Annotated in this window: 20 protein-coding genes; 8 read left to right on the plus strand and 12 right to left on the minus strand. The window is 61.4% G+C overall.

Annotation, left to right across the window (positions count from 1 at the left end; translation table 11 throughout):
• Window positions 1–41: 41 nt before the first annotated feature.
• The 5 genes from RHP75_RS02365 to gbpA all read right to left on the minus strand — a co-directional run bounded on the left by RHP75_RS02365 (window position 42) and on the right by gbpA (window position 5,430).
• Complete coding sequence (locus RHP75_RS02365) at window positions 42–878, minus strand: alpha/beta hydrolase (RefSeq protein ID WP_311090307.1); 837 nt, start codon at window positions 876–878, stop codon at window positions 42–44.
• Between the two features lie 72 nt (window positions 879–950).
• Entirely contained in the window at window positions 951–1,421 is a 471-nt protein-coding gene (locus RHP75_RS02370; protein WP_311090308.1) for an OsmC family protein, read from the minus strand.
• 30 nt (window positions 1,422–1,451) lie between these two features.
• Window positions 1,452–1,892, minus strand: a complete 441-nt coding sequence (locus RHP75_RS02375; RefSeq protein ID WP_311090309.1) for a DUF2628 domain-containing protein — start codon at window positions 1,890–1,892, stop codon at window positions 1,452–1,454.
• A gap of 165 nt (window positions 1,893–2,057) precedes the next feature.
• Entirely contained in the window at window positions 2,058–3,620 is a 1,563-nt protein-coding gene (locus RHP75_RS02380; RefSeq protein ID WP_311090310.1) for a S8 family serine peptidase, read from the minus strand.
• A gap of 388 nt (window positions 3,621–4,008) precedes the next feature.
• Window positions 4,009–5,430: an N-acetylglucosamine-binding protein GbpA gene (gene gbpA, locus RHP75_RS02385; RefSeq protein WP_311090311.1), complete on the minus strand. Its 1,422-nt coding sequence runs from the start codon at window positions 5,428–5,430 to the stop codon at window positions 4,009–4,011.
• 256 nt (window positions 5,431–5,686) lie between these two features.
• Between gbpA and creD the strand changes: the two genes are divergently transcribed.
• The 6 genes from creD to RHP75_RS02415 all read left to right on the plus strand — a co-directional run bounded on the left by creD (window position 5,687) and on the right by RHP75_RS02415 (window position 11,314).
• The gene (gene creD / locus RHP75_RS02390) at window positions 5,687–7,054 is read left to right on the plus strand and encodes a cell envelope integrity protein CreD (protein ID WP_311090312.1); all 1,368 of its coding nucleotides are present in this window, start codon (window positions 5,687–5,689) and stop codon (window positions 7,052–7,054) included.
• Window positions 7,055–7,110: 56 nt separating this feature from the next.
• Window positions 7,111–7,416: a hypothetical protein gene (locus RHP75_RS02395; RefSeq protein ID WP_311090314.1), complete on the plus strand. Its 306-nt coding sequence runs from the start codon at window positions 7,111–7,113 to the stop codon at window positions 7,414–7,416.
• 144 nt (window positions 7,417–7,560) lie between these two features.
• Entirely contained in the window at window positions 7,561–8,346 is a 786-nt protein-coding gene (locus RHP75_RS02400; RefSeq protein WP_311090315.1) for a hypothetical protein, read from the plus strand.
• A 273-nt stretch (window positions 8,347–8,619) separates the two neighbouring features.
• The gene (locus RHP75_RS02405; RefSeq protein ID WP_160089562.1) at window positions 8,620–8,880 is read left to right on the plus strand and encodes a DUF4212 domain-containing protein; all 261 of its coding nucleotides are present in this window, start codon (window positions 8,620–8,622) and stop codon (window positions 8,878–8,880) included.
• 3 nt (window positions 8,881–8,883) lie between these two features.
• Window positions 8,884–10,653, plus strand: a complete 1,770-nt coding sequence (locus RHP75_RS02410; protein ID WP_311090316.1) for a sodium:solute symporter family protein — start codon at window positions 8,884–8,886, stop codon at window positions 10,651–10,653.
• 154 nt (window positions 10,654–10,807) lie between these two features.
• The gene (locus RHP75_RS02415) at window positions 10,808–11,314 is read left to right on the plus strand and encodes a hypothetical protein (RefSeq protein ID WP_311090317.1); all 507 of its coding nucleotides are present in this window, start codon (window positions 10,808–10,810) and stop codon (window positions 11,312–11,314) included.
• A 59-nt stretch (window positions 11,315–11,373) separates the two neighbouring features.
• Here the strand turns inward: RHP75_RS02415 and RHP75_RS02420 are convergent, their stop codons facing one another.
• The 5 genes from RHP75_RS02420 to RHP75_RS02440 form a co-directional block, all read right to left on the minus strand.
• Window positions 11,374–11,556, minus strand: a complete 183-nt coding sequence (locus RHP75_RS02420) for a hypothetical protein (RefSeq protein ID WP_311090318.1) — start codon at window positions 11,554–11,556, stop codon at window positions 11,374–11,376.
• Window positions 11,553–12,683, minus strand: a complete 1,131-nt coding sequence (locus RHP75_RS02425) for a PepSY-associated TM helix domain-containing protein (RefSeq protein WP_311090320.1) — start codon at window positions 12,681–12,683, stop codon at window positions 11,553–11,555. The genes RHP75_RS02420 and RHP75_RS02425 overlap by 4 nt, the downstream gene beginning before the upstream one ends.
• A 61-nt stretch (window positions 12,684–12,744) precedes the next feature.
• Entirely contained in the window at window positions 12,745–15,150 is a 2,406-nt protein-coding gene (locus RHP75_RS02430) for a TonB-dependent siderophore receptor (RefSeq protein WP_311090321.1), read from the minus strand.
• Window positions 15,151–15,326: 176 nt separating this feature from the next.
• The gene (locus tag RHP75_RS02435) at window positions 15,327–16,280 is read right to left on the minus strand and encodes a FecR family protein (protein ID WP_311090322.1); all 954 of its coding nucleotides are present in this window, start codon (window positions 16,278–16,280) and stop codon (window positions 15,327–15,329) included.
• Window positions 16,277–16,795, minus strand: coding sequence for an RNA polymerase sigma factor (locus RHP75_RS02440; RefSeq protein WP_311090323.1), 519 nt, complete (start codon window positions 16,793–16,795; stop codon window positions 16,277–16,279). The genes RHP75_RS02435 and RHP75_RS02440 overlap by 4 nt, the downstream gene beginning before the upstream one ends.
• Before the next feature lie 206 nt (window positions 16,796–17,001).
• On the opposite strand from RHP75_RS02440, the gene yegQ reads away from it, so the two are divergent.
• Window positions 17,002–18,318 (plus strand): tRNA 5-hydroxyuridine modification protein YegQ, encoded by a 1,317-nt coding sequence (gene yegQ, locus RHP75_RS02445; RefSeq protein WP_311090324.1) that lies wholly within the window; start codon window positions 17,002–17,004, stop codon window positions 18,316–18,318.
• Between the two features lie 9 nt (window positions 18,319–18,327).
• Here the strand turns inward: yegQ and RHP75_RS02450 are convergent, their stop codons facing one another.
• Both RHP75_RS02450 and RHP75_RS02455 read right to left on the minus strand, forming a co-directional pair.
• Complete coding sequence (locus tag RHP75_RS02450) at window positions 18,328–19,032, minus strand: 3'-5' exonuclease (protein WP_311090325.1); 705 nt, start codon at window positions 19,030–19,032, stop codon at window positions 18,328–18,330.
• The gene (locus RHP75_RS02455) at window positions 19,029–20,960 is read right to left on the minus strand and encodes a putative nucleotidyltransferase substrate binding domain-containing protein (protein ID WP_311090326.1); all 1,932 of its coding nucleotides are present in this window, start codon (window positions 20,958–20,960) and stop codon (window positions 19,029–19,031) included. The genes RHP75_RS02450 and RHP75_RS02455 overlap by 4 nt, the downstream gene beginning before the upstream one ends.
• A gap of 304 nt (window positions 20,961–21,264) precedes the next feature.
• On the opposite strand from RHP75_RS02455, the gene pgaA reads away from it, so the two are divergent.
• Complete coding sequence (pgaA, locus tag RHP75_RS02460) at window positions 21,265–23,712, plus strand: poly-beta-1,6 N-acetyl-D-glucosamine export porin PgaA (protein WP_409079716.1); 2,448 nt, start codon at window positions 21,265–21,267, stop codon at window positions 23,710–23,712.
• Window position 23,713: the final 1 nt, after the last annotated feature.

Here is a 23,713-nt window from a genome sequence, read left to right on the forward strand (position 1 = left end):
TGGGTCGTTTTAAGTCGAAGCGTATGCGCTTTATGGCGTTATCACTCGGCCGCTCGAGTTGCTGAGGTACTGAGCTGTACTGCCGCCATCACGGCTTCAGCGTTCTCCAGCAGGCAGGAGTAATGCGCTTGCTCGGCGGAACGGATCACCGCGCTGGCCGTGCGCAGATGCTCCTGTAGATACATGGACATGGCAATGGGCGCCCAGTTATCCGCTTCGCCATGCCACAGGCTTACCGCCGCCGTGACGTTATCCAGCTCTGCAGCCCAGGGTTCGACATAGAGTTTTACGTCGCGCATATAGCCGCTAGTCCCATGTTTGAAACACGCGCGCTGAATATCCGCCAGCCATGCCTGGGTGTCGGCCTGGCGCAGCAGTTCGGGGTCTTTACCGCCAGCACCGGCGAACAGCAGGTTCAGCAACAGGCGTGGGCTGATCTTCACCAACAGCGCCTGATACCAGGCAAAGGCCCGGAACAGGCGCGGATAATGCTGCGCCCAAAGGAAGGTATAACGCCCCGCGCCCATGCCGACGCTATTGCTGGGAATTTCCAGCGGTGCGGCAGCCGATAACAGGTACACCGCAGCCACCCGCTCACCCAATAGTGCGGCGACCCGCAGCGCCAGGCAGGCGCCGATGGAAAAACCAAGCAGGCGAATCGGCTGGCCCGCCGAGCGATCACTGATCTGTTGCGCGAGCTGTTGCAGATAGGCCGCGCTGCTGAGTTCGCTCGGCAGATTGCGCTCCACCACCAGCAGCTTGATGCCATGCGCCAATGCCGCCTGGTGCAGCATCGCCGCCTCAACCGCCGCGCCCGGTACGCCATGGAAATAAAACAGTGGCTGCCCATCGGGACAGCCGTATGCAGTTGGATTCACGCCTTGTCCCCTAGTGTCAGCCGTTATGGTTAAACCGCATCTTCTTGTCGTAAGCAATGTGGCCTTGTGGCGTTACTCGCTAAACCGAGGTTCGCAGCGCACTTCGGACTTCACCGAGTTGGCGATAAAGCACTCCTCGTGGGCCTGGTGGTGCATCTGCTCAATCTGTTCGCGGCTGGGCATGCGCTCGCCAGAGAAGCTGACCGCAGGGCGCAGGGTGACCTGAGCGATAAACAGCTTGCCGGCAGCATTTTCCCGCATCAGCCCGCTGGCGCTGTCGCGGTAATCATCGACGCAGAAGCGACGCTTGGCGGCGATGGAGAGAAACCAGAGCATATGGCAGCTGGCGAGCGAGGCGACAAAGGCCTCTTCGGGGTCGACGGCGCTTGCATCCGACATCGGCAGCGGCACTACATGGGGTGAGGACGAGCCGGCGACCTCCAAACCACCATCAAAACGCAGCAGATGTTTGCGGCTGTAACGGTTGCCGAGAAAGTCCTGCTCACCGCGTTGCCAGATCACCTCAGCGACATATTCCGTCACGTCATTCTCCTGATGCAGTTGGGTTGAGGCTTACCACCAGCCGTTATCGTTAAGCAGCGTCTTCTTGTAGTAATCGATATTGGCACGCGTGGCGAATACCGCGCTGATACCGTAGCCCAGCGCATTGGCGATTTTGCTGTAGCCGAGATAGTCCAGACCGATGCCGAGGATGATCACTACCGCTGCGCAGACGATGAACAGTGCCAGACCCTTTTTCCACATGCCCTTGATGGCGTAGTAGATCGGCCCGAAGAAGAACGCCAGAAAGTTGAAGCTGAAGGCCTTGCGCCGCTCCTCGGCGGGAAGCTCCTTGAACTTGGACATCTTGATGCCGCCGGCATGGTGGATCGCGCTAAAGCGCTGCTTCCATTTATCCGAGATAGGTAGCGCGGCGATCTGTTCGTCAGACACCTGTGATTCTGCGTCGACGATGCTGGCTTGCGGGGTTGCGTAGGGGTTGTGCTGGGTCATGGCCGTTCATCCTTAATTGGCGATCAGCGGCACGCTACGCATTTCTTTAAATACTGTCCATTTGCGCCCTGGCGGTTTGTGTTGTTGCGCGATTATTTCTGCCTGACCGAGTGACCTCGGCCGATAAAGATCCCGGGGCAGCTGCCTGCCCCGGGATCAGGCGAATTACTCGTAGCGCCAGTAAAGGGTCACACCGGAGAAGCTGGAATAGCCCCGGACACCGATATGCCAGGTGCCGGCGGCTGGGTTTTCCTGGGTGCAGGTTTCCTGGTTGCCGTCGAGGTAGGGGCGGCAGGTCCATTGGCTGGTGCTGGGTTGGCTGCCCAGGCGGGTGAAAAGGTCGGCATCACCCGTGCCGCCGCTGATTCTTACCGTCAGACGCTGGGCGCCGCTTGGTACGACCACGTTGTAACGCACCCAGGCGTCCCGCGCGCCGGAGAGATTGGGGTAGGTCTGTTCTTCGCCATTGCCGCCACCTGTGGCATCACAGCCGCGTTGGGCGATCAGGTCGCTGGCCCGTTTGGCTTTGACAATACCGTAGCCGTAGTAGGGGTCGCGGCCTGCAGTGCCACGGTCTTCGGCGGTGCTGTTGACCACCTTGCGAATCTGCGCTGGGGTGCACTGGCGGTGCTGACTCCACACCAGGGCGTAGACTGCTGACACATGCGGTGTGGCCATCGATGTGCCGTTGTAGTTCGCATAGTTGTTGCCAGGCAAGGTGGAGCGCACGCCAACGCCGGGCGCGGCGACTTCTACCTGGTTGTTGTATTGCGAGAACGAGGCATGATTGCCGCTGCTGTCGACCGCCGCGACCGATACCACCGAGTCGTAGGAGGCGGGGTAGGAGAGGGTGCTCGTGCCACTGTTGCCGGCAGCTGCGACGACCAGCACACCATTCTGGTAAGCCGCATCCATGGCATTGCGCTCGGTTACCGACGAGGCGCCGCCGCCCAGGCTCATGCTGATCACCGTCGAGCCAGCCGCGCGGCACTGCTGGATGGCCATCACCAGATCAGAGCCATAGGCCCAGCTGCCACTGTTATTGAACACTTTGACGATATGCAGGCCGAGGTTGCCCGATGGGCTGACGCCGACCACGCCCAGATCGTTGCCACCCAGTGCGGCGATGGTGCCGGCAACGTGGGTGCCGTGGCCGTCGCCATCTTCGTACCAGTTGCCGCTGTCGACGCTGCCATAGCCGTCGTTACCGGTGATGCCGGCTGATGGCAGATCCTGATGGCCGAGGTCGTAACCGGAGTCGACGATGCACACTTTCATATTGGAAATGGCGTTATCCGGTAGCAGGTCGGCCTGCACCATGGGAATGCCATAGGGCACTTGTTCGGCCATCAGGTAACGGCGTGGGTCGAGCTCGATATAGTCGATGGCCGGGTTGGCTTGCAGCTGTTTGAGTTGTGCCGGGCTGAGGTGCGCCACGCTGGCGGCCTGGCTGTCCAGGTGCATCAGCGGTTGTACCTGTGCCTGGCTAAGCAGGCGCTGGGCGGCGCGGCTTTCGAACTGGCCGGCGCTCAGGGGGTGCGGCTGGTTGGACTGACTCATTGGTGAAGGCGTCAGCTCCTTGTATTTGATGATGTAGCGCGGTGACTGCTGATCATCGACGGCGATCTGCGCCTGGGCCGCGAAGCTGGGTTTTTCGTCGGCTTGGGCGTAAGCCCAGCCTGCGCTGAGCAACAGCAGTAAGGCAGTGGTGCGTTGGAATCCTTGCATGGTTATCTCCCAATTGTGTGCCGCGTAGTGCAGCTGCAAAAACCCTAGGAGACTGTGCCGAAAAGCCAAGGCCGTTCGTCGCTTTTTATTGAAAAATAATCAATTAAATCAAATACTTAAATCGATAGCGTGCCGCCCATTCAGATGCCGAGAAGGGGTAGTGAAGCGCACTGTTTGCTAGCTGTCTCCGAGCGCCGCTATACCGGCTCGGGGTCAGTGTTGTGATGCGCACAACGCGGGGTGAGTGCCTATACGTCAGTGCCTGGGCATACCTGCGGCTCCACAAAGACATACGCCAAGGCGCAGTGCATGCGCCTGTGTCGTACGTGTGTTCAGGGGGATGGGGTGTCCGCGCCGGCCAAACAGCCCGGCGGGCGCGGCGCTTATCTCAGTCGGCTATCCAGGCGTCTTGCCAATGGCTACCGATGCCGGGCTCGAACTGGGTCGAGGCGGCTGACCATTGCGTGCAATAGCCACTCTGAGGAAAGGGACGACACTGATACAGCTGTCCCGTCTTGGGTTGCAGCACCCGGGTGCCGGCCGTGTAACTGCGCAGACCGTCCGGGAAGGTGAAGTCGTAGCTGGCGCTGCCATCGTCTGCGACGAACATCATGTCGAAGGTTTTCTGCAGTACTTGCTCGCTACCAGCGACCTTGCCACTGACCACCAGTTGGTGATGGCCGGGTACAGGGCTGTCGACATTGATGCTCAAGGGCTGGCTGCCGTTGGCCAGTTCGGTTGCGGCAAAGCCTTTGGCGTTGCCGTCGTGGTCATAGACGTAGCTGCTGATCTGTAGCGCCCCCACGGCGGTGACGTTGAACTCGAGGCGCAGCTGGCCGCCACGGATGCGATAGCTGGGCTGCAGACCATCGACCAGCAGGTCGTGGTCCGGCGCAGGGGCCTTGTCGATCTGCACCTCGATGCGCTGGATGCCGCTGTCGGCGCGGGCAAACAGGCTGTTCTGGCCGTACACCGGCGAGATGGCACCGTCGCTGCCGCGCTGACCGGCCTTGAGCTGGCTCTGCTGCTGGTTGATGCGGCTGGCCAGCAGATAGGTCCACTGGTTGCGTGGGCCCTGTTCGCTGGTTTCAATCTGCAGGCGGGTCTGCAAGTCGCTGCGCTCGCCGCTGGCATCGAATACCCGGGTCATCGCCTGGTCGCCGACGTGCAGATCCACCGAGGGGTAGAGCATGCCTTTGGCTTGCCAGGCGGATGGATCGGGTGGCGTTGTCACATCGCCGAACTGCACATCCATCACGTTGTAGAAACTCATCGGCGTATCACCCACCTCCCACACCCCGAGGATCACCTGGTAACCCTCGCGCGGCGGTACATCGCAGTTATGGGTGACCTCCTGTGGCGGCTGTTGCATGCCGCCATCGACTACGCAGAACGGCACCAGCTCGAACGCGGCGCGGTTTAACGGCTGATTGGCCAGCCAGTCGGGGCGGGTGATGTAGTAGCGCCAGTTGCGTGTGGCGTGGTTGGCGGTAAAGCGCCAGGTGAAGTTCGTTAGGCCTGCGGTGATTGGGCGCTTGGCCCAGCGGCTGACGGTCTGTTCATTGAGGGGGGAGAACTGTGCCAGGCCGGCACTGGCAATCTGCCCATCGGCGGGGCCGTTTTGCGGGAAGCCGGAGTAGCCTTCGAGGCTTTGCGGTTCCCATTGCACGGCGCCGCATTGGCTGTTTTCACCCAGCTTGCACAGATAGCCGCGTGCTTCAGGTTGTTTGATATAGCCGTGGGCGAATACGTTGCTGCTACCGAGCATTAATAGTGCGCTGGCCGCGCAAGTCCATTGGCGCTTATTCATGACTGTCCCTTATCAGATTGGATAAATCTTGTTGAAGCCGCTACCAGTCGCCTTGTGAGCAACAAGTGAGTTAGCACTTTAGTGCAGAAAAATCTGGCTTCCAGTGGAATGGACGAACGGTCGCTGGTGTCTGCCGCCGAAGTCACTTGCACGTTGTGGCAGATCGATCTCCACACACTCTCCATCTGCCCTCCATAAAGCCACCATTTGCGCCGCCCAGACTCTGCCTACCTAAACCGTATCGGAGAGTTTCACCATGAGCCGCATTCTGGGTTTCAAGCTGGGCGCTATTGCCCTGCTGATTTTGTTATTGCTGGTCCCGCTATCGATGATCGGCGGGCTGGTGAGTGAGCGGCAGTATCAGCGCGCCGAGGTGCTGCAGGACATTGCGCGCAGTTCCAGCTACCGCCAGCAACTCACCGGGCCGATTCTGGTGATGCCTTACACCAAGGTGTGGAACCAGTGGAAAACCCACGCCAAGACCGGCGAGCGTTACCTGGAAGAGCAAAAGAGCCGCGGCCGTCTGTACTTCCTGCCGGAGCGCTTTGTGCTTAATGGCCATGTCTCCACCGAGGAGCGTGCGCGCGGCATCTACAAGGCGCTGCTGTACCGCAGCGACAACCAGATCAGTGGCGCATTCAAGCTGCCGGCGCGTCTGGGGCTGGGTGATGAGCTGGGGCTGTACCAGTTCGACCGGCCCTTCCTCTCGGTCGGCATCAGCGATATCCGTGGCATCAGCAATGACCTGCAGCTGCGCTTCAACGGCATGAACCTGAGCTTTGCCCCCGGTAGCGCCGAGGAGCGTTTCGGCGCCGGTGTGCATGCCCCGCTGCCGGCACTGGATACCCAGGGCGGGCAGACTCTGGAGTTCGCTTTCGATCTGAAATTGCAGGGCACCGAGCAGCTGAGCATCACCCCGGTAGGCCGTGACAGCCGGGTCGAGCTGACCTCCGGCTGGCCGCATCCGAGCTTTGTCGGCGAGTACCTGCCGAGCAGCCGTGAAGTGTCAGACAAGGGCTTCAAGGCGCACTGGCAGACCAGCTTCTTCGCCACCAACCTGGAAGAGGCGCTGGCCGACTGTGTACGCGGTGACAGCTGTAATGCGCTGACCGCCCGCAACTTCGGTGTGAGCTTTGTCGACCCGGTGGACCAGTACTTGAAGACCGAGCGGGCGATCAAATACGCGCTGCTGTTTATCGGCCTGACCTTTGCCGTGTTCTTCCTCTTTGAAGTGCTCAAACGTATGGCTGTGCACCCGGTGCAGTACGCCCTGGTGGGCATGTCGCTGGCACTGTTCTACCTGTTGTTGCTGTCGCTGTCCGAGCACCTGAGTTTTGCCCTGGCCTACGGTATTGCCGCGACCGCCTGTGTGCTGCTGATCGGCTTCTACGTCAGTTACGTGCTGCACAGCGCCCTGCGCGGGGTGGGCTTCGGCGCCCTGCTGGCGCTGCTCTACGGCATGTTGTTCGGTTTGCTCGGGGCTGAGGACTACGCCCTGCTGATGGGCTCGGTGCTGGTGTTCGGTGTGCTCGCCGGGGTGATGGTGCTGACCCGCAAACTCGACTGGTACGGCGTCGGTCGCTTGCCGCTGGTCAGCCCAGCCAGTCCAGCCAGCGACCTTTGAGGAATAACGGCGCAGGCCCCGCCTGCGCCGCTCTTTTACCTGTGCGGGAGTCGAACATGATGCGTTTATTGCTGCAGTTATCTGCTTGTTTCGCCCTGGGGTTGGCGGTGGCCTTTATGGTGCTGCTGGGCCTGATGTTCTGTGGCCAGTTTGACCTGATCAAAGGCTTGCAGTTGACCGGACAACCCCTGGCGCAATTGAGCCTGGTGCTATTGCCAGAAACCTTCTGGGAGAGCCTGACTGGCCTGTCCAACGCCGCGCAGAACCGCGAGGTGCAGTCCTTTCTCAGCCTGTGCACGGCGCTTGGCCAGGTGGGCCTGCTGCTGGCGTTTGGTTTTTTTCGTCTGTGGTATGTGCGATGAGCGGGCATATCGGTTTACGCGAAGAGTCGCGTGCCGGGCATCTGCTGGCGCGGCGGATTGCGCGGTTGTTCCGTGACGCCCAGCATGGGCCTTGTGACGCGTCGGGTTTAGACTGGCCGCTGGATTATCAAAAGGAGCTCAGGGATGAACCGCATAACTTTCGCCGCAGCACTGTGTTGCTTGTTAATGGTGGGCTCGGCGCGAGCCGATGACTGTCAACAACACTTACCTGCATTGCTCGAGCAGGCATACCCAGGCCATGTACAAGGTCAACTGCTGGGTGACGAGCGAGGTACTTATCGGATCAGTACCGAGCTGAGCATCTGCAAGGTCTGGCCGGCGCGCCCGCACCTGACCTTGTTAGCGGCATCGCTGGTGCGTGCCGAGGATGATGGATATGGCTACAGTGATCTTGAGGTACTAGTGCTGGACACTGCCAGCCAGGCTATTGTCGCGCGCCATGTTGAGCCGAACCTGCTGGACTGGGATGCGATATTTGTCGATGGATTGGAATTCGATACCGCTCCCTATCGTTTGCGCGAGGGCGATTTAGCTTTCGGTATCCGCATCAAACGTCGAAATATGTCGCGCCCCAATCCCTTCTATGAAACCTCGCTGAGTCTCTATGAGCTGCAGTCGCAGCGTCTGCGCCCGGTGCTGAGCGAGCTGGTGATTGATCGCTCGGGGGGAGAGTGGGATACCCATTGCGCAGGAGAGTTCAGTGATACCAAGGGCCTGCTGATCATCACCGAACGTCCGGGGAACATGGGTTATCACGACTTGCTGCTTAAGCAGAGCCGAGTCGAACGCCGCGTGGCTGAGGTGGCCGGGGAATGTGAAACGGTAGAAGAAAGCACGCGCCGAGTGCAGTTTCGCATCGAGTACGACGAGCAGCGTTACCTTCTACCAATCGAGTTTTCACCCGTCTAAAGGGGCGTGAAACCGCTTCGATATTGCGCAGCAGGGGGTACCCATGCTGCTCATAGCGTGCCCGCAACAGGCATGTACCTGCCTTACTCTTAGAACAAAGTTATTCCCGCTTTTTGGGGGGCTTTCCGGTGTAGTTCCAAGTGCCTGTTAAAGCGATAAAAAACGCTGCACTTATGGTGGTGTAAGACGGCTAATACCAATGTCTATCTGTCGGCCATAGTGGCCTGCTGCTAGCTTGAAGGTGCATGAGAATAACAATAACCGGAGGAGTTTATGACTTCTGATCAAGCTAACGCTGCAGCGTACTGGAAGGCGAATGTTCGGCTGATTACCTGGAGCCTGATTGTCTGGGCCCTGGTGTCTTACGGCTTCGCCATACTTCTTCGACCGATGCTGGCAGGTATTTCTGTCGGCGGTACCGACCTTGGCTTCTGGTTCGCCCAGCAAGGTTCGATCATCACCTTTATCGGGATCATTTTCTTCTACGCCTGGAAAATGAACAAACTCGATAAACAATTCGGTGTCGAGGAATAATCCATGAGCCAGTTTGTAATCAATATGCTGTTTGTGGGCGCTTCCTTCGCGCTCTACTTCGGCATCGCTGTCTGGGCACGTGCCGGCTCGACCAAGGAATTCTACGTCGCCGGCGGTGGTGTTCATCCCGTGACCAACGGTATGGCAACTGCAGCTGACTGGATGTCTGCGGCGTCGTTTATTTCCATGGCGGGCCTGATCGCTGCCGGTGGTTATGCCAACTCTACCTTCCTGATGGGCTGGACCGGTGGCTATGTGCTGCTCGCCATGCTGCTGGCGCCGTACCTGCGCAAATTCGGCAAGTTCACTGTGCCGGATTTTATCGGTGATCGCTTCTACAGCAACGGTGCACGTCTGGCTGCAGTGGTCTGCCTGATCATCATCTGCGTGACCTACGTGATCGGTCAGATGGCCGGTGCGGGCGTGGCGTTCTCGCGCTTCCTCGAAGTGAGCAACTCCACCGGTATCTGGATCGCGGCTGGCGTGGTGTTCTGCTACGCGGTGTTCGGCGGGATGAAGGGCATTACCTATACCCAGGTTGCCCAGTACGTGGTGTTGATCATTGCTTACACCATTCCGGCGGTATTCATCTCCCTGCAACTGACGGGCAATCCGATTCCGATGTTCGGCATGTTCAGCGAGCACACTGAGTCAGGCGTGCCGCTGCTGCAGAAACTCAATGAAGTCGTTGCGGGTCTGGGCTTTACCGATTACACCGCAGATGTCACCAACAAGCTGAACATGGTGCTGTTTACCATGTCGCTGATGATTGGTACGGCCGGTCTGCCGCACGTAATCATTCGCTTCTTCACCGTGCCGAAAGTCGCTGACGCACGTTGGTCGGCTGGCTGGACCCTGATCTTTATCGCCCTGCTGTACCTCACTGCTCCGGCTGTGGCGTCCATGGCACGTTTGAACCTGATGACCACCATCTATCCGCAGGGTGTCGAAGCGCCAGCGCTGGCGTATGAAGAGCGTCCTGAGTGGGTGAAGAACTGGGAAAAAACCGGTCTGATCACTTGGGAAGACAAGAACAGCGATGGTCGTGTTCAGCTGTACAACGATGCTGCTCCAGCCTTCACCCCAACTGCTGAAACCCGTGGCTGGAAAGGCAATGAGTTGACCGTTAACAACGACATTCTGGTACTGGCTAACCCGGAAATCGCCAACCTGCCGGGCTGGGTTATTGGCCTAATTGCAGCGGGTGCCATTGCCGCCGCGTTGTCGACGGCTGCCGGTTTGCTGCTGGCTATTTCCTCAGCCGTGAGTCATGACCTGATCAAGACGCTGATAAATCCGAAGATCAGCGAGAAGAACGAAATGCGCGCGGCGCGGATCTCCATGGCCATCGCGATCCTGTTGGCCACCTGGCTGGGGCTCAATCCGCCCGGCTTTGCGGCGCAGGTGGTGGCGCTGGCCTTCGGTATAGCCGCGGCCACGCTGTTCCCGGCGCTGATGATGGGGATCTTCTCCAAGCGGGTAAACGACAAGGGCGCGATTGCCGGCATGCTGGTCGGCCTGGTGTTCACCGTCGTTTACATCTTCCTGTACCTGGGTTGGTTCTTCATCCCTGGCACGGCGACCTTCGCCAACACTCCGGATAACTGGATGTTCGGCATCTCGCCGCTGTCCATTGGCACTGTGGGTGCTCTGATCAACTTCGCGGTTGCCTACGCCGTGTCGCTTGCGACCGTTGCGCCGCCGAAGGAGATTCAGGAGCTGGTGGAAAGCGTACGTACTCCCAAAGGTGCTGGTGGCGCGTTGAGCCACTGAGCATAATCCCCCGGATCATGTTTGATCAGGGTCTTACCAGCGGGCCTCCTTAGGAGGCCCGTTTTATTTCCAGCTATCCATGGCGCCCACACGTGGGTGCGTCGCGGCGCAACGTTACCAATTGCGCCAGGCTTTTATTATCGGGAGTCATTCAATGCTGTGGACAATACTTGCCATCGTGGTGTCAGGGCTGGGGGCGGCTGGTATTGCCATGCTGCTGCGCAAACTGACGCGCAACCGCTTGCCGAAGTGGATCATTCCGGCGTTTGGCGGTTTGGGCATGTTGAGCTACCAGATTTACTACGAGTATTCCTGGTTCGAGCACCAGCTGCAGCGTCAGCCAGCAGAGTCGGTGCTGGTAGCCAGCGAAAACGGCGAGGTGTTCTGGCGACCCTGGACGTTTTACTGGCCGATGACCACGGCGTTCACCGTGCTCGACAGCAAAAGCGTGCAGCGCCAGGACACCGAGGGTGGCGTGATCAGCGCCTTTAACCTGTACCGCTTCGAGAAGCAGCACATCGACCATGTCAGCCATCAGGCGCATTTGCTCAATTGCAGCACGGCAGAGCTGCTGCCCTTGGATGTAGAGAAAAAGCCGCTGCTGGATCAGTTGAAGGTCGTCGCTAAAGAGGATGTGCTCTACCGACAGGTTTGCCAGTAGCACCGCTGCATCGTCAATTCCCCTTGCTAATCATCGGCTAGCCCTGGCTTCGTTCAGGGCTAAGGGCGCCGGGTTTGGCTGCGCTGCAGCAACGGCAAGCAGCCAAGTAGGGCCGGTAAGCCGAGGCCAAGCCAGGCCACGGCATCCCAGCCGCCATCACCGAGCAGTGCACTGATCAGACCGATGGCGCTAAGCAGACTAATCAGCAGCGGCAGGGCGAAGGTCGATTGGCGCCAGTTCATGCTGTTGCCTCCGCGCGCTCACGTTGTACGGCTGGAGTGCGCCGGCGTACCCACCAGAGGTATAGGCCGCTGCCGAGCACGATAATGGTCAGCACATCCAGCACCGCCCAGAGCACTTTCATCGGCATGCCGCCGTAGTCGCCAAAGTGCAGCGGTTGCGACATCGACAGCGCATCCATATACCAGGGCCGCTGACCGATGGCGGTGACTTGCAGACTGCGCGCATCGATCAGCACCGGTGTCCACAGGTGCGCGGTGAGGTGCGTATTGCCCTTCATAAACACGCTGTAGTGATGCTCGCTGGAGAAGCGCGTGCCGGGGAAGGCGATAAAGTCCGGCTGCATCCCCGGCGTGGCTTGCGCGGCAATCGTCAGCACCTGATTGACTGGTGCACGCTCGGTTAACGGCGGCGCGTCGCGGTAAGGTGCGACCATCGCGGCCAGGGCTTCGGTGCGCCAGGCGCTGATTAGCAGATCGGCGCAGGCGCTGATCACCCCGGTCACGCCCACCACCAGCGCCCAGGTCAGGGTGACGATGCCGATCAGGTTGTGCAGGTCGAGCCAGCGTGTGCGGGTGGATTTCTCATGGCGCACTTCGGCGAATTTCAGCCGGCGCATAAACGGTGCGTAGAGCACCACGCCGGAGATGATCGCCACCACGAACAGTACGCCCATAAACGCCAGCAACAGCTTGCCCGGCAAACCGGCGAACATGTCCACGTGCAAACGCAGAATGACCATCAGCAGGCCGCCATTGGCCGCCGGCATTTCAACCGCCTCGCCGCTGCGGGCATCGAGCATAAAGGTGTGCGAAGAGTTCGGTTCGGTGCCAGCGGTGGCGGCGGTAATCGCCACCACGCCGTTGGGCTCGTCGTCCTCGAAGCCGAAGTACTGCACCACTTCGCCCGGTCGATGACGCTCGGCCGCTTCGACCAGCTGCTGCAGGCTTAGGTGTGGTGTGTCGGCGGGCAACTCGCGCAGCTCTGGCGCCTCACCGAGCAGGTGCTCCAGCTCGTGGTGGAAGATCAGCGGCAGCCCGGTGAGGGCCAGCATCAGCAGAAACAGGGTGCAGATCAGGCTGGTCCAGGTGTGCACGGCAGACCAGCGGCGGATGGTGGTGGCTTTCATCGGCATATCCAGAAATGCCTACGCCGCCCGGTATGGCGGCGCAGGGTTGCGACGGTGGTGCTTACCAGGCGTAGTTGAGGCTGGCGGTCACGCGGCGAGAATCGCCGGCATAGCAGTAAAAACCGTCGCAGGTGGCCAGGTATTCCTTGTCGAACAGGTTGCTGGCGTTAAGTGCCACGCTGGCGCCATTCAGGCTGCTGTCGAGGTGGCCGAGGTCGTAACGCACGGCGGCGTCGTAGACGGTGTAAGCGCTGGAATGGCCATCTGATGTGTCACGCACAAAGCCGATGCTGCCGACAGAAATGTTGTCGGTAGCGCTGACGTAGCGCGCGCCGAAGCCAACACCAAAGCCGGCCAGCGGACCTGCGGTCCAGTCATAGTCGGCCCAGATTGCCGCTTGATGCTCGGGGGTCAGCGGCAGCGCGCGGTTCTTGTCGCGAGGATCACCGACTTTGGTCATCTTGCTGTTGGCGTAGGTGTAAGAGGCGGTCAGCGTGAAGTTTGCGGTCACGTTGCCGATCGCTTCCAGCTCGAAACCACGAACTTGCACTTCCTCCAGGGGCTGGGTGGCCCCCAACGTGTTGGTGCTGACGATGTTCTGCCGTTTCAGGTCATAAGCCGCAGCGGTGAACAGCATGTCGCTGCCAGGCGGCTGATACTTGATCCCCAGTTCATACTGTTTGCCTGTGCTCGGCTGGAATGCTTTGCCTTCACTGCCACCCGCTTCTGCCTGAAAGGATTCGGCGTAGGAAATGTATGGGGTGAAGCCGGAATCGAACACGTAGCTCAGTGCTGCGTTACCGCTGAACTGGCTGTCGCGACGGCTGTCTTGGGCATCGTTGGCGTTGTAGAACACCGAGTCGGTATCCAGTTTGTCCCAGCGGCCGCCCAGGGTCAGACGCCAGGCGTCGAGAGCCATCTGATCCTGCAGATAGAGGCCGGTGCTTGTGCGCTTCTGGTTGTAGTTCTGAAAAGCCGTGTAGGCGACACCGCTGAAGTCTTGGCCGTAAATCGGGCGAATGATGTTGCTGCTGGGAGCCGTGCCGTACAGCCAGCGGTAATCGGTGTTGACGCGCAGATAGTCGACGCCGAGCAACAGTGTGTGGCCGATTGCGTCCGTGTTGAAATCAGCCTGGAAGTTGTTGTCCACAGCGAAGTGGCTGATGTTTTCGTCGTAAACGTTAGCACCACGCGCCACCGTGCCGTCATCGGCCACCGCAGTGGCCCAGCCGCCAGCGGTGATGATCTGGTTATCCAGTTCGAGCTTGCTATAGCGCAGGTTCTGATTGAACTGCCAGATGTCGTTGATGCGGTGCTCGAAGGCGTAACCCAGTGCGTAGAACGTCTTGTCGTAGAACTCCCAGTCAGGGTCGCCAAGGTTCTTGTTGTAGTCGACCTTGCCAGCTGGGGTGCTCAGCCGGGTGCCTTGCAGCGGCAGGAACTGGCTGGTGCCGCCGGTATCGTCACGGTTGAACTGGCCGAGGAAGGTCAGTTTGCTGTCGTCGGCAATGTTCCACGTCAGGCTGGGCGCGAGGTTGAAACGCTGGTCGTCCATGTGCTCGATAACGGTGCCACTGTCACGGCCAGTACCGCTGAGACGGTAGAGGAAGCGACCTTCATCGTCGATCTTGCCGGTGCTATCGAAGCTGATCTGCTTGTGGTTGTAGTTACCGACTTGCACCTGTACTTCATGGCTGCTTTCGGCCTGCGGGCGGCGGCTGACGGCATCCACCAGGCCGCCTGGCGGGGTCTGGCCATACACGGCCGAGGCCGGGCCGCGCAGTACGGCGACGCGTTCCAGGTTCCAGGTTTCCAGCTTGGCCATGGTGTAGCTGCCCTTGGGCAGTGGCAGGCCGTCGAGCATCTGGATGGGCTCGAAACCGCGAATCTTCATCCAGTCGGCGCGGCTGTCGCTGCCATAACTGCTGGCAACCACGCCAGGCATGTAGCGCACGGCATCATCCAGGTTCTGCACCTGGCGGTCCTGCATCTGCTCGCGGGTGGCCACCGAGATCGAGCGCGGTGCTTCCAGCAGGGGTGTGTCGGTCTTGCTACCGGCCGCGGTGCGTGAGGCCAGGTAGCCGGGCGCAGGGCCCCAGGCGCTTTCCACATTCTGTGCGGCGGTCACTGTAACGTCCGGCAAGGCCACAGCGGCTTGCGGCACGGGCGCCAGGCTGTAGCTGCCGGCGCTGTTCTGTTGTAGCTGCAGGCCGCTGCCTTGCAGCGCCTGGTGCAGGGCGTCGAGGGCGTCGTAATCACCTGTCACCGGGGCCGATTGCTTGCCTGCGGTCAGCGCCGGGTCGATGCTCAGGACGATGCCGGCCTGGCTGGCGATCTGCGTCAGGGTGCTGGCCAGGGGCGCAGCCGGCAGCTGGTAGCTATCCGCCAGGGCTGGTGTGCAGACGCTGGCGAGGCTGATGGCAGCCGCCAGCAGGCCGGGGCGAAACAGGGGCAGGGCGCGGGTCATTACGAAACTCTCCTAAGCGGGAATGCATCTCAATGACCTGTTGCCGAAGCAGAATGGAAAAGTGACAGGGCTGTTTGAAATTATTTTTTAGCGAGATTTTAAGGCGCTGCTGTCGATCCTTAACTGGGCGCCGGTTCTTTGTGGGAGGGGGGTGTCCGTCTTTTTTAGGCGGCCGCTTACTGCGCAGTAGGTACAACCTTGGCCCACCAGTTGCCAACGCGTTCGATTTTCACCGGCAAACTCGGCGGTAGTGCGGCCAGGGCCTTGTCGCTGTCGTGCAGGGGGAAGCTGCCGCTGATGCGCAGGTCGACCAGGCTCGGGTCGAGGCCCAGGTAGCCGCTGCGGTATTCGCCGAGGGCGTTGAGCAGGTCTTCCAGGCGCAGGTTGTCGGCCACCAGCATGCCGTGGCTCCAGGCCGCCGCGCTGAGTGGCGCAGGCAGCACGCTGCCAAGGCGCTGGCGTTGCATCAGCACTTGTTCGCCGCTGTGGATAATCCGTTCGCTGCTGCCTTCGGCCGGTTGTGCGGCGACGGCCGACTGCAGCACGGTCAGGCGTGTGCTGGTGCCTTCGCGGCGCACCAGAAAGCGTGTGCCGAGGGCGCGCAGGCTGCCGTGCTCAGTCAGCACCACAAAGGGGCGCGAGTCGCCGTGCGCGGTCTGCACGAGGATTTCACCGCTGTGCAGGCGCACCGCGCGCTGACTGTCGCTGAATTCGATGTCCACGGCGCTGGCGCTGTTCAGGCGCACCAGGCTGTGGTCGCTGAGCAGCAGTTCGCGCTGTTCGCCACGGCCAGTGTGTTCGTCGGCCAGGTAATCGCCAAGCGGGCGTTGCTGCGCCAACAGGCCGAGCGCCAGGGCGCTGCTCAGCAGCAGGCCGAGTGCGGTGCCGCCCACACGCCGTAGACCTTTGCTGCGTGCACTGTGCAGCAAGGCTTGCCGCGCCGGCGCTGCGGCGGCCGAAGCCAGGCGGATATCCAGGCCATTGAGCTGCTGCCAGACCCGCGCATGTTCGGGATGCGCCGCCAGCCATGCGGCGAACGCATGCTGTTGTTCCGCGCTGACCGTGCCTGAGTCCAGGCACAGTTGCCATTCGATGGCGGCATCCAGCACCTGGGCCGATACCGCGCTCATTGCGGCTCTCCGTACAGGGCGATGTAGCACTGGCGCAGCCCCTGAGCCAGATACTGGCGCACGCGAGAGACGGAAACGCCGAGGCGCTCGGCGATTTCCGCGTGGCCCATACCATCCAGACGGTTATGCAGAAAGGCAGCGCGGGCGTTGCTTGACAGCTGGCCGAGCAGGCGGTCGATCTCGCGCAGTGCGTCCAGGGCCAGCGCCTGTTCTTCGGCGCTGGGTTGCACGTCGTGCGGTTGCTGGCCGAGTTCTTCGAGGTAAGCCCGTTCCAGCGCGCTGCGGCGGAAGTGATCGATCAGCAGTCCCTTGGCGATGGTGGTCAGCAGCGCGCGCGGCTCGCGGGCCTGGTCCAGATCGCTGCGCCCGAGCAGGCGGACAAAGGTGTCCTGACTGAGGTCTTCGGCGCGTTCCGGGCTGTACAGGCTTTTGCGCAGCCAGCCGAGCAGCCAGTCACGGTGATCGCGATAGAACAGGCCGACAACTTGCTGGTGGGTGGAATCGCCGGCCGACACGCGGACCTCGCAATAGTAGATAGGAAACAAATCAAGAATTATTCGCATATGATGACAGCGCCGCCCCCTGCGCTGCAATCAGCCGATGCGCTGCCGCGATGGGTGGTTGCGCGTGCCCTGCCAGCGCCATGACATAGATGCAGATCAATAGCCGCTGACCGTCCGCGCGCTAGAGTGGCCGGCCTTGTTGGCTGAGCGTTTTATCCATGGCACCGACTCCGCGTTACCCCGAGCTGCTCTCGCCAGCCGGCACCCTGAAGAATATGCGCTATGCCTTCGCCTACGGCGCCGATGCGGTGTACGCCGGGCAGCCGCGCTACAGCCTGCGAGTGCGCAACAACGAGTTCGACCACGCCAACCTTGAGGCGGGCATTCGCGAGGCCCATGCCCAGGGAAAGCAATTCTATGTGGTGGTCAATATCGCGCCACATAACGCCAAGCTGAAGACCTTCCTGCGCGATCTGCTGCCGGTGGTGCTGATGGGGCCGGATGCGCTGATCATGTCCGACCCCGGTTTGATCATGCTGGTGCGTGAGCACTTCCCGCAGATGCCGATTCACCTGTCGGTGCAGGCCAATGCGGTGAACTGGGCCAGCGTGCAGTTCTGGAAGCAGCAGGGCCTCTCACGGGTGATCCTGTCGCGCGAGCTGTCGTTGGAGGAAATTGGCGAAATCCGCAGTGAAGTGCCGGGCATGGAGCTGGAAGTCTTCGTCCATGGCGCCTTGTGCATGGCCTATTCCGGGCGCTGCCTGCTGTCGGGCTATATCAACAAGCGTGACCCCAATCAGGGCAGCTGTACCAATGCCTGCCGCTGGCAATACGCCGCCAAGCCAGCGGTCGAGAGCGAATTGGGCGATGTGGTACAACTGGTCGAGCCGACTCTGGGCTTGGGCGCGCCGACCGAACAGCTGTTTCTGCTGGAAGACGCCAGCCGCCCTGGCGAGCAGATGGCCGCCTTCGAGGACGAACACGGCACCTACATCATGAACTCCAAGGACCTGCGCGCGGTGCAGCATGTCGAGCGCCTGGTGCGTATGGGCGTGCATTCGTTGAAGATCGAAGGGCGCACCAAGTCCCACTACTATGTGGCGCGCACCGCTCAGGTGTACCGCAAGGCGATTGATGATGCGCTGGCGGGCAAACCCTTCGACAAGAGCCTGATGGACACTCTGGAATCGCTCGCCCATCGCGGTTACACCGAGGGTTTTCTGCGCCGCCATGTGCACGATGAATATCAGAACTACGAGCGTGGCAGCTCGGTGTCGGATCAGCAGCAGTTTGTCGGTGAGCTGACCGGCGAGCGCCGTGGTGAGCTGGCCGAGGTGCGGGTAAAAAACCGCTTTGCTGTCGGCGATGGCCTGGAGCTGATGACGCCCCAGGGTAATCTGCGCTTTACCCTAGAACAGCTGGAGAACCCTCAAGGCCAGGCAGTAGCAGTTGCGCCCGGCGACGGCCATGTGCTGTATCTGCCGGTGCCGCCCGAGGTGCAGCTGCAATACGCTCTGCTGATGCGCGATTTGTAGACGCAACCCTTACATCGAGTGCGCGCGTTGGCGGCGGCGGCTGTTGAGTTGCTGCAGCAGTGCCGGCAGGTTGTCGAGCTGCTGCTGGCGCGCCTTGCTGAACAGAATCAGCGCCAGCTCGGCAGTCACTAAGGCATCAGCACTGGCATGGTGACGTTGCTGCACCTGCAGACCGAAATGCTGCGTCCAGTCGTCCAGCCCGGCGTGGGGCAGTTTGGCTTTGGGGCACAGAAGCGGGGCGATTTCGGCAACGTCAAAGAAAGCGTGCTGCAAGCGGTAGCCCAGGCTTTGCTTGAGCGCGCGAGCGAGCATGCGCTGGTCGAACTCGGCGTGGAAGGCTAGCAGCGGACTGTCGCCGACAAATTCCATAAAGCTCAGCAGGGCTTCTGCTGGATCCTCGCCATTGGCGATCTCATTGGGTGCGATGCCGTGGATCAGGGTGCTGGCGCTGGCCTGATGACCGTCGCGTTGCAGGGTGCATTCGAATTGCTGGCTAAGGTCGATGGCGCCGTTTTCGATCACTACCGCGCCGATCGACAGCACCTGATCGCGGCGCATATTCAGCCCGCTGGTTTCCAGATCGAGAATCACGAAGCGCTGTTGCTGCAGTGGGCGTTCATCCAATGCGCAGGGTTCGGCCAGTTGGCTGCGCCGCTCCAGCTGCAGTTGGGTCAGGGCCGGGCCGCGGCCGCTAAACCAGGTGAACTTGCTCATAGTTGGTACCTCACTGCCAGGCTGCTCTGTAGCCGCTGCGCCTGGCGGAAAGATTCACGCAGGATGCGCCGGTCGAGGTGGTTGAGGTTATCGGGATCGACGCGGTTGGAATAGGGCTGGCCATTGCGAGCCTGCAGCTGGTGCTGTTGCATGCGGGCCTGCTGAATGTAGTGGTAGGCCTCTTCATAAGCTGCGCCATCCTGGGCTTCGATCACTCCGTGCTGAATCAGTGCGCGCAGGCGTTCGAGGGTGTTGCAGGCCGGCACGCCATGAGCCAGGGCGAGCAGGCGGGCGCCGTCAACGAAGGGCGTCAGGCCTTGGACTTTGAGGTCCAGGGTGTCCTTTTCAGCCCCAGTGCGCGCCACCACGAAGTCGCGGAACATGCCGACGGGTGGCCGCTGGCGTAAAGCGTTTTCGGCCAGCATGCGCTGGAACAGGCTATTGCCAGCCACCTGCAGCAACAACCCCTGGCGCAGCTGCTCGCAGCCCTCAGTCTCGCCCCATACGGCGCGCAGATCGAAATAGATGCTCGAAGCCAGCAGGTTCTCCGGGGTGGCTTCTTGCACAAAGCTGCTGAAACGGCGTGACCACTCCTGACGCGACAGGCACAGCTCGGGGTTGCCGGCCATGATATTGCCCTTGCACAGGGTAAAGCCGCACTGCGCCAGACGCTGGTTGATCTCCTGGGCCAGCGGCAGCAGACGCGCGCGAATGGCGGCGGCCTCGGCTGCGTCAGCGGCTTCGAAGAGAATGCCGTTGTCCTGATCGGTATGCAGAGTTTGTTCGCTGCGCCCCTCGCTGCCGAATACCAGCCAGGTAAACGGCACGCCAGGGTCGCCCAGGTCTTCCAGAGTCAGCTCGATCACTCGGCAGACGGTGTGATCGTTGAGCAGGGTGATCAGCTGGGTGATCTGCGTCGAACTGGCGCCGTGGGCGAGCATGCTGTCGACCAGTTGCCGCACATCGCTGCGCAGCGCCGCCAGGGTCTCCACTCGCCCGGCATGGCGAATGGTGCGCGCCAGGTGCACCAGGTCGACGCGCTGCAGGCTGAACAGATCGCGCTCGGAAATTACCCCGCACAGCTGGCCATGCTCAACCAGGCAGACGTGGGCAATATGCCGTTCGGTCATGGCCAGCGCCGCATCGAAGGCGCTGGCATCCGGCGGCAGGTGGAAGGGTGATTGGGTCATCAGGCGGTCGATGGGCTGCGTCAGGTCGACGCCATCGGCCACCACGCGGCGCAGGTCGCGCAGGGTGAAGATGCCTAGCGGCTTCAGTTTGGGGTCAGCGATCACGATGCTGCCGACCTGCTGCTCGTGCATCAGCTTGACCGCATCGCGCAGCGGCATGTCCGGGGCGCAACTGATCGGGGTGCGCATGGCCAGTTGGCCGAGGCGGGTGTCGAGGGAATATTGCGCGCCGAGGGTTTCCACCGCGCGCATTTGCACCTGCTGATTGACCTGGTCGAGCAGGCTGCTGACCCCGCGCAGGGCAAAGTCGCGCAGGGGGTTGGACAGCGAGAACAGCTTGATAAATGCCGGCTTGTTCAGCAGCAGGCAGAAGGTGTCCTCAGCGGCCAGGTGTTCGGTGCGGGTGGCGCGTTCGCCGATCAGTGCGGCCAACGGGAAGCATTCGCCGGTGGTGATCTCGAAGGTGGTTTCCGTGCCGCGTCGCGCCGAATGCGGGCGCTCGCCATGCACGCGGCCCTGCTTGACGATGTAGAAGTGCTCAACCGGGCCGTCGGTCGGCTTGATGATGGTTTCGCCTTCGCCATAAAAGCGCAGCTGACAGTTCTCCACCAGATACGCCAGGTGGGCGGTGTCCATTTGGTTGAACGGCGGGAATTTCTGCAGAAAGGCCATGGTGCCATGGATGTTCTGCAGCACCGCCGTCTTGCCTGCCTGAGCAATTGCGTCCGGTGTACTCATGGGCGGCCTCACAGTTTTTTGAGTATCCATGGTCGGCTGGTGCGGCCGCCTGCGCCATTGGACGTAAGTCTAGATACCGTTTATCCCAGTAGCGTCAAAAAAACTTTCTTCATCAGATCAGTGACTTATGAATCTGTCTGAGTTGCTGCTGGCGTTTCGTCAGTAAGGCGTCAGAAAAATGCTTTTGCTGTGGCATAATGCGCGCCGATGTCAAAAAAATGCCTTTGCACAGCCTGTGCCTTGTTGTAACCCAGTCAATACAGGGACGTAGTCCGTGACCTTAGATGTAAAGACCAGCCGCGTAGTGGTAAGCGCGACTCGCCGCTTGATTTGTGAAAAAACCAGCCTGTTGTGTTCCGCCTTGTTGTTCAGCGCCTGGGTGCAGGGCCAGCCGGCCTATGACGCCCTGCTCGAGCGTGCGCGTAGCGGTGACTACCAGCCGGCCTTGAGTTTTTTGCGCGCGCAGCAGGCCAACTGGCAATCGCCGCGTTACCTGAATGATCACCTGCTGATTGCCGGCTGGGCCGGTGAGGACGCAGAAGTGGTTGCGCTGTATGAGCAGCAGGCAAGCGCACAGATGCTGTCGGCCGATGCCCTGGCCGTTGTCGCGCGTGCTTACCGCAACCTGCGCCAGTGGCCGGCCGCCCTGGCGGTTTATCAGCAGGGGTTGGCGCGCTTTGCCGAGCACCAGGGGCTGCTGCTCGGCCAGGTCATGACCCTGGCCGATGCCGGGCAACACGCTGCGGCGATTGCTCAGGGCCAGGCGCTGGTGAATCAGGCCACGGAGGATGCCGAACGCCGCCTGGTGCTCGGCTATGCCTACCTGAGCGCGGGTCAGCGCTATGCCGCGCTGCATGAAATCGACCGCGCCCATGATCTGGCTCCGGGGCGCGCCGATGTGGCGCGCGAGTACCTGCTGAGCCTGCAGCGTGCCGGCTTGCCACAGCAGGCCCTGGCCCTGAATCAGCGCTACTCGGGCCTGCTGGACGCGGCCCAGGTGCGTCAGTTGCAGGGCGATGTGCTCGCTGAGCAGGTGCGTCTGGCGGACATGGCCACGCGCAGCGAAGGCGAGCGCTTTCAGATCGCCGACCGCGCCCTGGCCGAGGCCGAGCAGTTATTGCAGCGTTGGGCCGAGCAGCCCGAGGCCGAGGCGGACAGCCGGCGCGTGCGCATCGACCGCCTGGGGGCGTTGCATGCACGGGTGCGGATGCGCGAGGTGCTGGCGCAGTACCAGCAGTTGCAAACTGAACAGGTCGAGCTGCCAGGCTATGCACTGCGTTGGGTGGCCTCCGCCATGCTCTATCTGCGTCAGCCCGAGCAGGCTGCCGAACTCTACCGCCAGGTCCTGGCCGGTGAAGACGACAAGCACCCGGAGTGGTTGGAAGATCAGCGCAGCCTGTTTTACGCCCTGGTGGAAAGCGAACAGCTGGACGCCGCGCAGCAACAGGCCGAGCAGTTGGCTGCGCAGCAGCCGCCACGCCTGTACCTGCTCGGCAACCCCGAGGCGGAACCCAATGCACGCTGGCTGGAAGCTCAGGCGTTGCGTGCCACTGCCTACCTGCAGGTGAATGACACCCCCGCCGCTGAGCAGGCCTACGCGCAACTGGCCGACAATGCGCCGAACAACAGTGCGCTGCGCACCGCGCGCGCCGGCCTGTACCTGGCGCGTGGCTGGCCGCGGCGCGCCGAGGATGAGTTGAAAGTGGTGGAAAGTACCGCCCCGCGCAACCTTGCCCTGGAGGTCGAGCAGGGCCTTGCGGCACTGGAGCTGCAGGAATGGCGACAGCTGGATCTGCTCGCCGATGATGTGATCCAGCGCTACCCGGAGAGTCTGCAGGCGCAACGGCTGCAGCGCTTGCGCCAGGTGCATCATATGGCTGAGCTGCAAGTCTCCGGCTACCGTGGTCTGGGCTCGGGTAGCAGTGTCTCCGGCGGCCATGACCTGGGCATCGACACCACCCTGTACAGCGCGCCCTTGCAGGATGACTGGCGGCTGTTTGTCGGCGGCGGTTATGCCACTGGTGATTTCGAGGAAGGGCGCGGCCAGCACCGCTGGATGCGCACCGGTGCCGAATGGCGGGTACGCAACCACACCGTCGAGGCCGAGATGTCGCGTCATGACTTCGGGCATGGCAGCTCGCTGGGGTTGCGCCTGAGCGGTAGCCACGATATCGACGATCACTGGCAGTACGGCTGGTCGGCGCAGCATCTTTCCAGCGATACGCCGTTGCGTGCGTTGAATGCCGATATCACGGCCGACAGCCTGAGTGGCTACCTGCGCTGGCGCGGTGATGAGCGACGCGAGTGGCGTGCGTCGGTCAATACCGCGCATTTCAGTGATGGCAACAACCGCTATGGCCTGCTGCTTGATGGCAGCCAGCGCTTCTACACCGCACCGACCTGGCAGGCCGACCTGGGCCTGGAACTGGGCGTAAGCGGCAACAGTGGCTCGGATGAAGTGCCGTACTTCAATCCCGAGGCCGAGTTCAGTGTGCTGCCTAGCGTAAAGCTGTCGCACACCCTGTATCGGCGTTACCAGACGGTCTGGAGTCAGCAGGCTGAACTGGGCGCGGGCAGCAACAGCCAGCGCGGCTACGGTACCGATGCCGTCGGCCTGATCAGTTACGGCCAGCGTCTGCGTTTCGCCGATCGCTTCGACGGCGGCCTGGCCATCTCCGCCCTGAGCCGCGCCTACGACGGTGAGCGCGAGCAGGAAGTGCGCGTGCTGTTCGACGTCAATTACCGCTTTTAAG

The organism is Pseudomonas sp. SG20056 (assembly GCF_031764535.1).
In the GTDB taxonomy this organism is placed as follows: Bacteria; Pseudomonadota; Gammaproteobacteria; order Pseudomonadales; family Pseudomonadaceae; genus Aquipseudomonas.

What these genes read in the sequence shown, in the direction of transcription:
- RHP75_RS02375 (WP_311090309.1), bottom strand. Translation starts at nt 1,892, where the DNA reads ATGACCCAGCACAACCCCTACGCAACCCCGCAAGCCAGCATCGTCGAC.
- RHP75_RS02380 (WP_311090310.1), bottom strand. Translation starts at nt 3,620, where the DNA reads ATGCAAGGATTCCAACGCACCACTGCCTTACTGCTGTTGCTCAGCGCA.
- gbpA (WP_311090311.1), bottom strand. Translation starts at nt 5,430, where the DNA reads ATGAATAAGCGCCAATGGACTTGCGCGGCCAGCGCACTATTAATGCTC.
- creD (WP_311090312.1), top strand. Translation starts at nt 5,687, where the DNA reads ATGAGCCGCATTCTGGGTTTCAAGCTGGGCGCTATTGCCCTGCTGATT.
- RHP75_RS02395 (WP_311090314.1), top strand. Translation starts at nt 7,111, where the DNA reads ATGATGCGTTTATTGCTGCAGTTATCTGCTTGTTTCGCCCTGGGGTTG.
- RHP75_RS02400 (WP_311090315.1), top strand. Translation starts at nt 7,561, where the DNA reads ATGAACCGCATAACTTTCGCCGCAGCACTGTGTTGCTTGTTAATGGTG.
- RHP75_RS02405 (WP_160089562.1), top strand. Translation starts at nt 8,620, where the DNA reads ATGACTTCTGATCAAGCTAACGCTGCAGCGTACTGGAAGGCGAATGTT.
- RHP75_RS02410 (WP_311090316.1), top strand. Translation starts at nt 8,884, where the DNA reads ATGAGCCAGTTTGTAATCAATATGCTGTTTGTGGGCGCTTCCTTCGCG.
- RHP75_RS02415 (WP_311090317.1), top strand. Translation starts at nt 10,808, where the DNA reads ATGCTGTGGACAATACTTGCCATCGTGGTGTCAGGGCTGGGGGCGGCT.
- RHP75_RS02420 (WP_311090318.1), bottom strand. Translation starts at nt 11,556, where the DNA reads ATGAACTGGCGCCAATCGACCTTCGCCCTGCCGCTGCTGATTAGTCTG.
- RHP75_RS02425 (WP_311090320.1), bottom strand. Translation starts at nt 12,683, where the DNA reads ATGAAAGCCACCACCATCCGCCGCTGGTCTGCCGTGCACACCTGGACC.
- RHP75_RS02430 (WP_311090321.1), bottom strand. Translation starts at nt 15,150, where the DNA reads ATGACCCGCGCCCTGCCCCTGTTTCGCCCCGGCCTGCTGGCGGCTGCC.
- RHP75_RS02435 (WP_311090322.1), bottom strand. Translation starts at nt 16,280, where the DNA reads ATGAGCGCGGTATCGGCCCAGGTGCTGGATGCCGCCATCGAATGGCAA.
- yegQ (WP_311090324.1), top strand. Translation starts at nt 17,002, where the DNA reads ATGGCACCGACTCCGCGTTACCCCGAGCTGCTCTCGCCAGCCGGCACC.
- RHP75_RS02450 (WP_311090325.1), bottom strand. Translation starts at nt 19,032, where the DNA reads ATGAGCAAGTTCACCTGGTTTAGCGGCCGCGGCCCGGCCCTGACCCAA.
- RHP75_RS02455 (WP_311090326.1), bottom strand. Translation starts at nt 20,960, where the DNA reads ATGAGTACACCGGACGCAATTGCTCAGGCAGGCAAGACGGCGGTGCTG.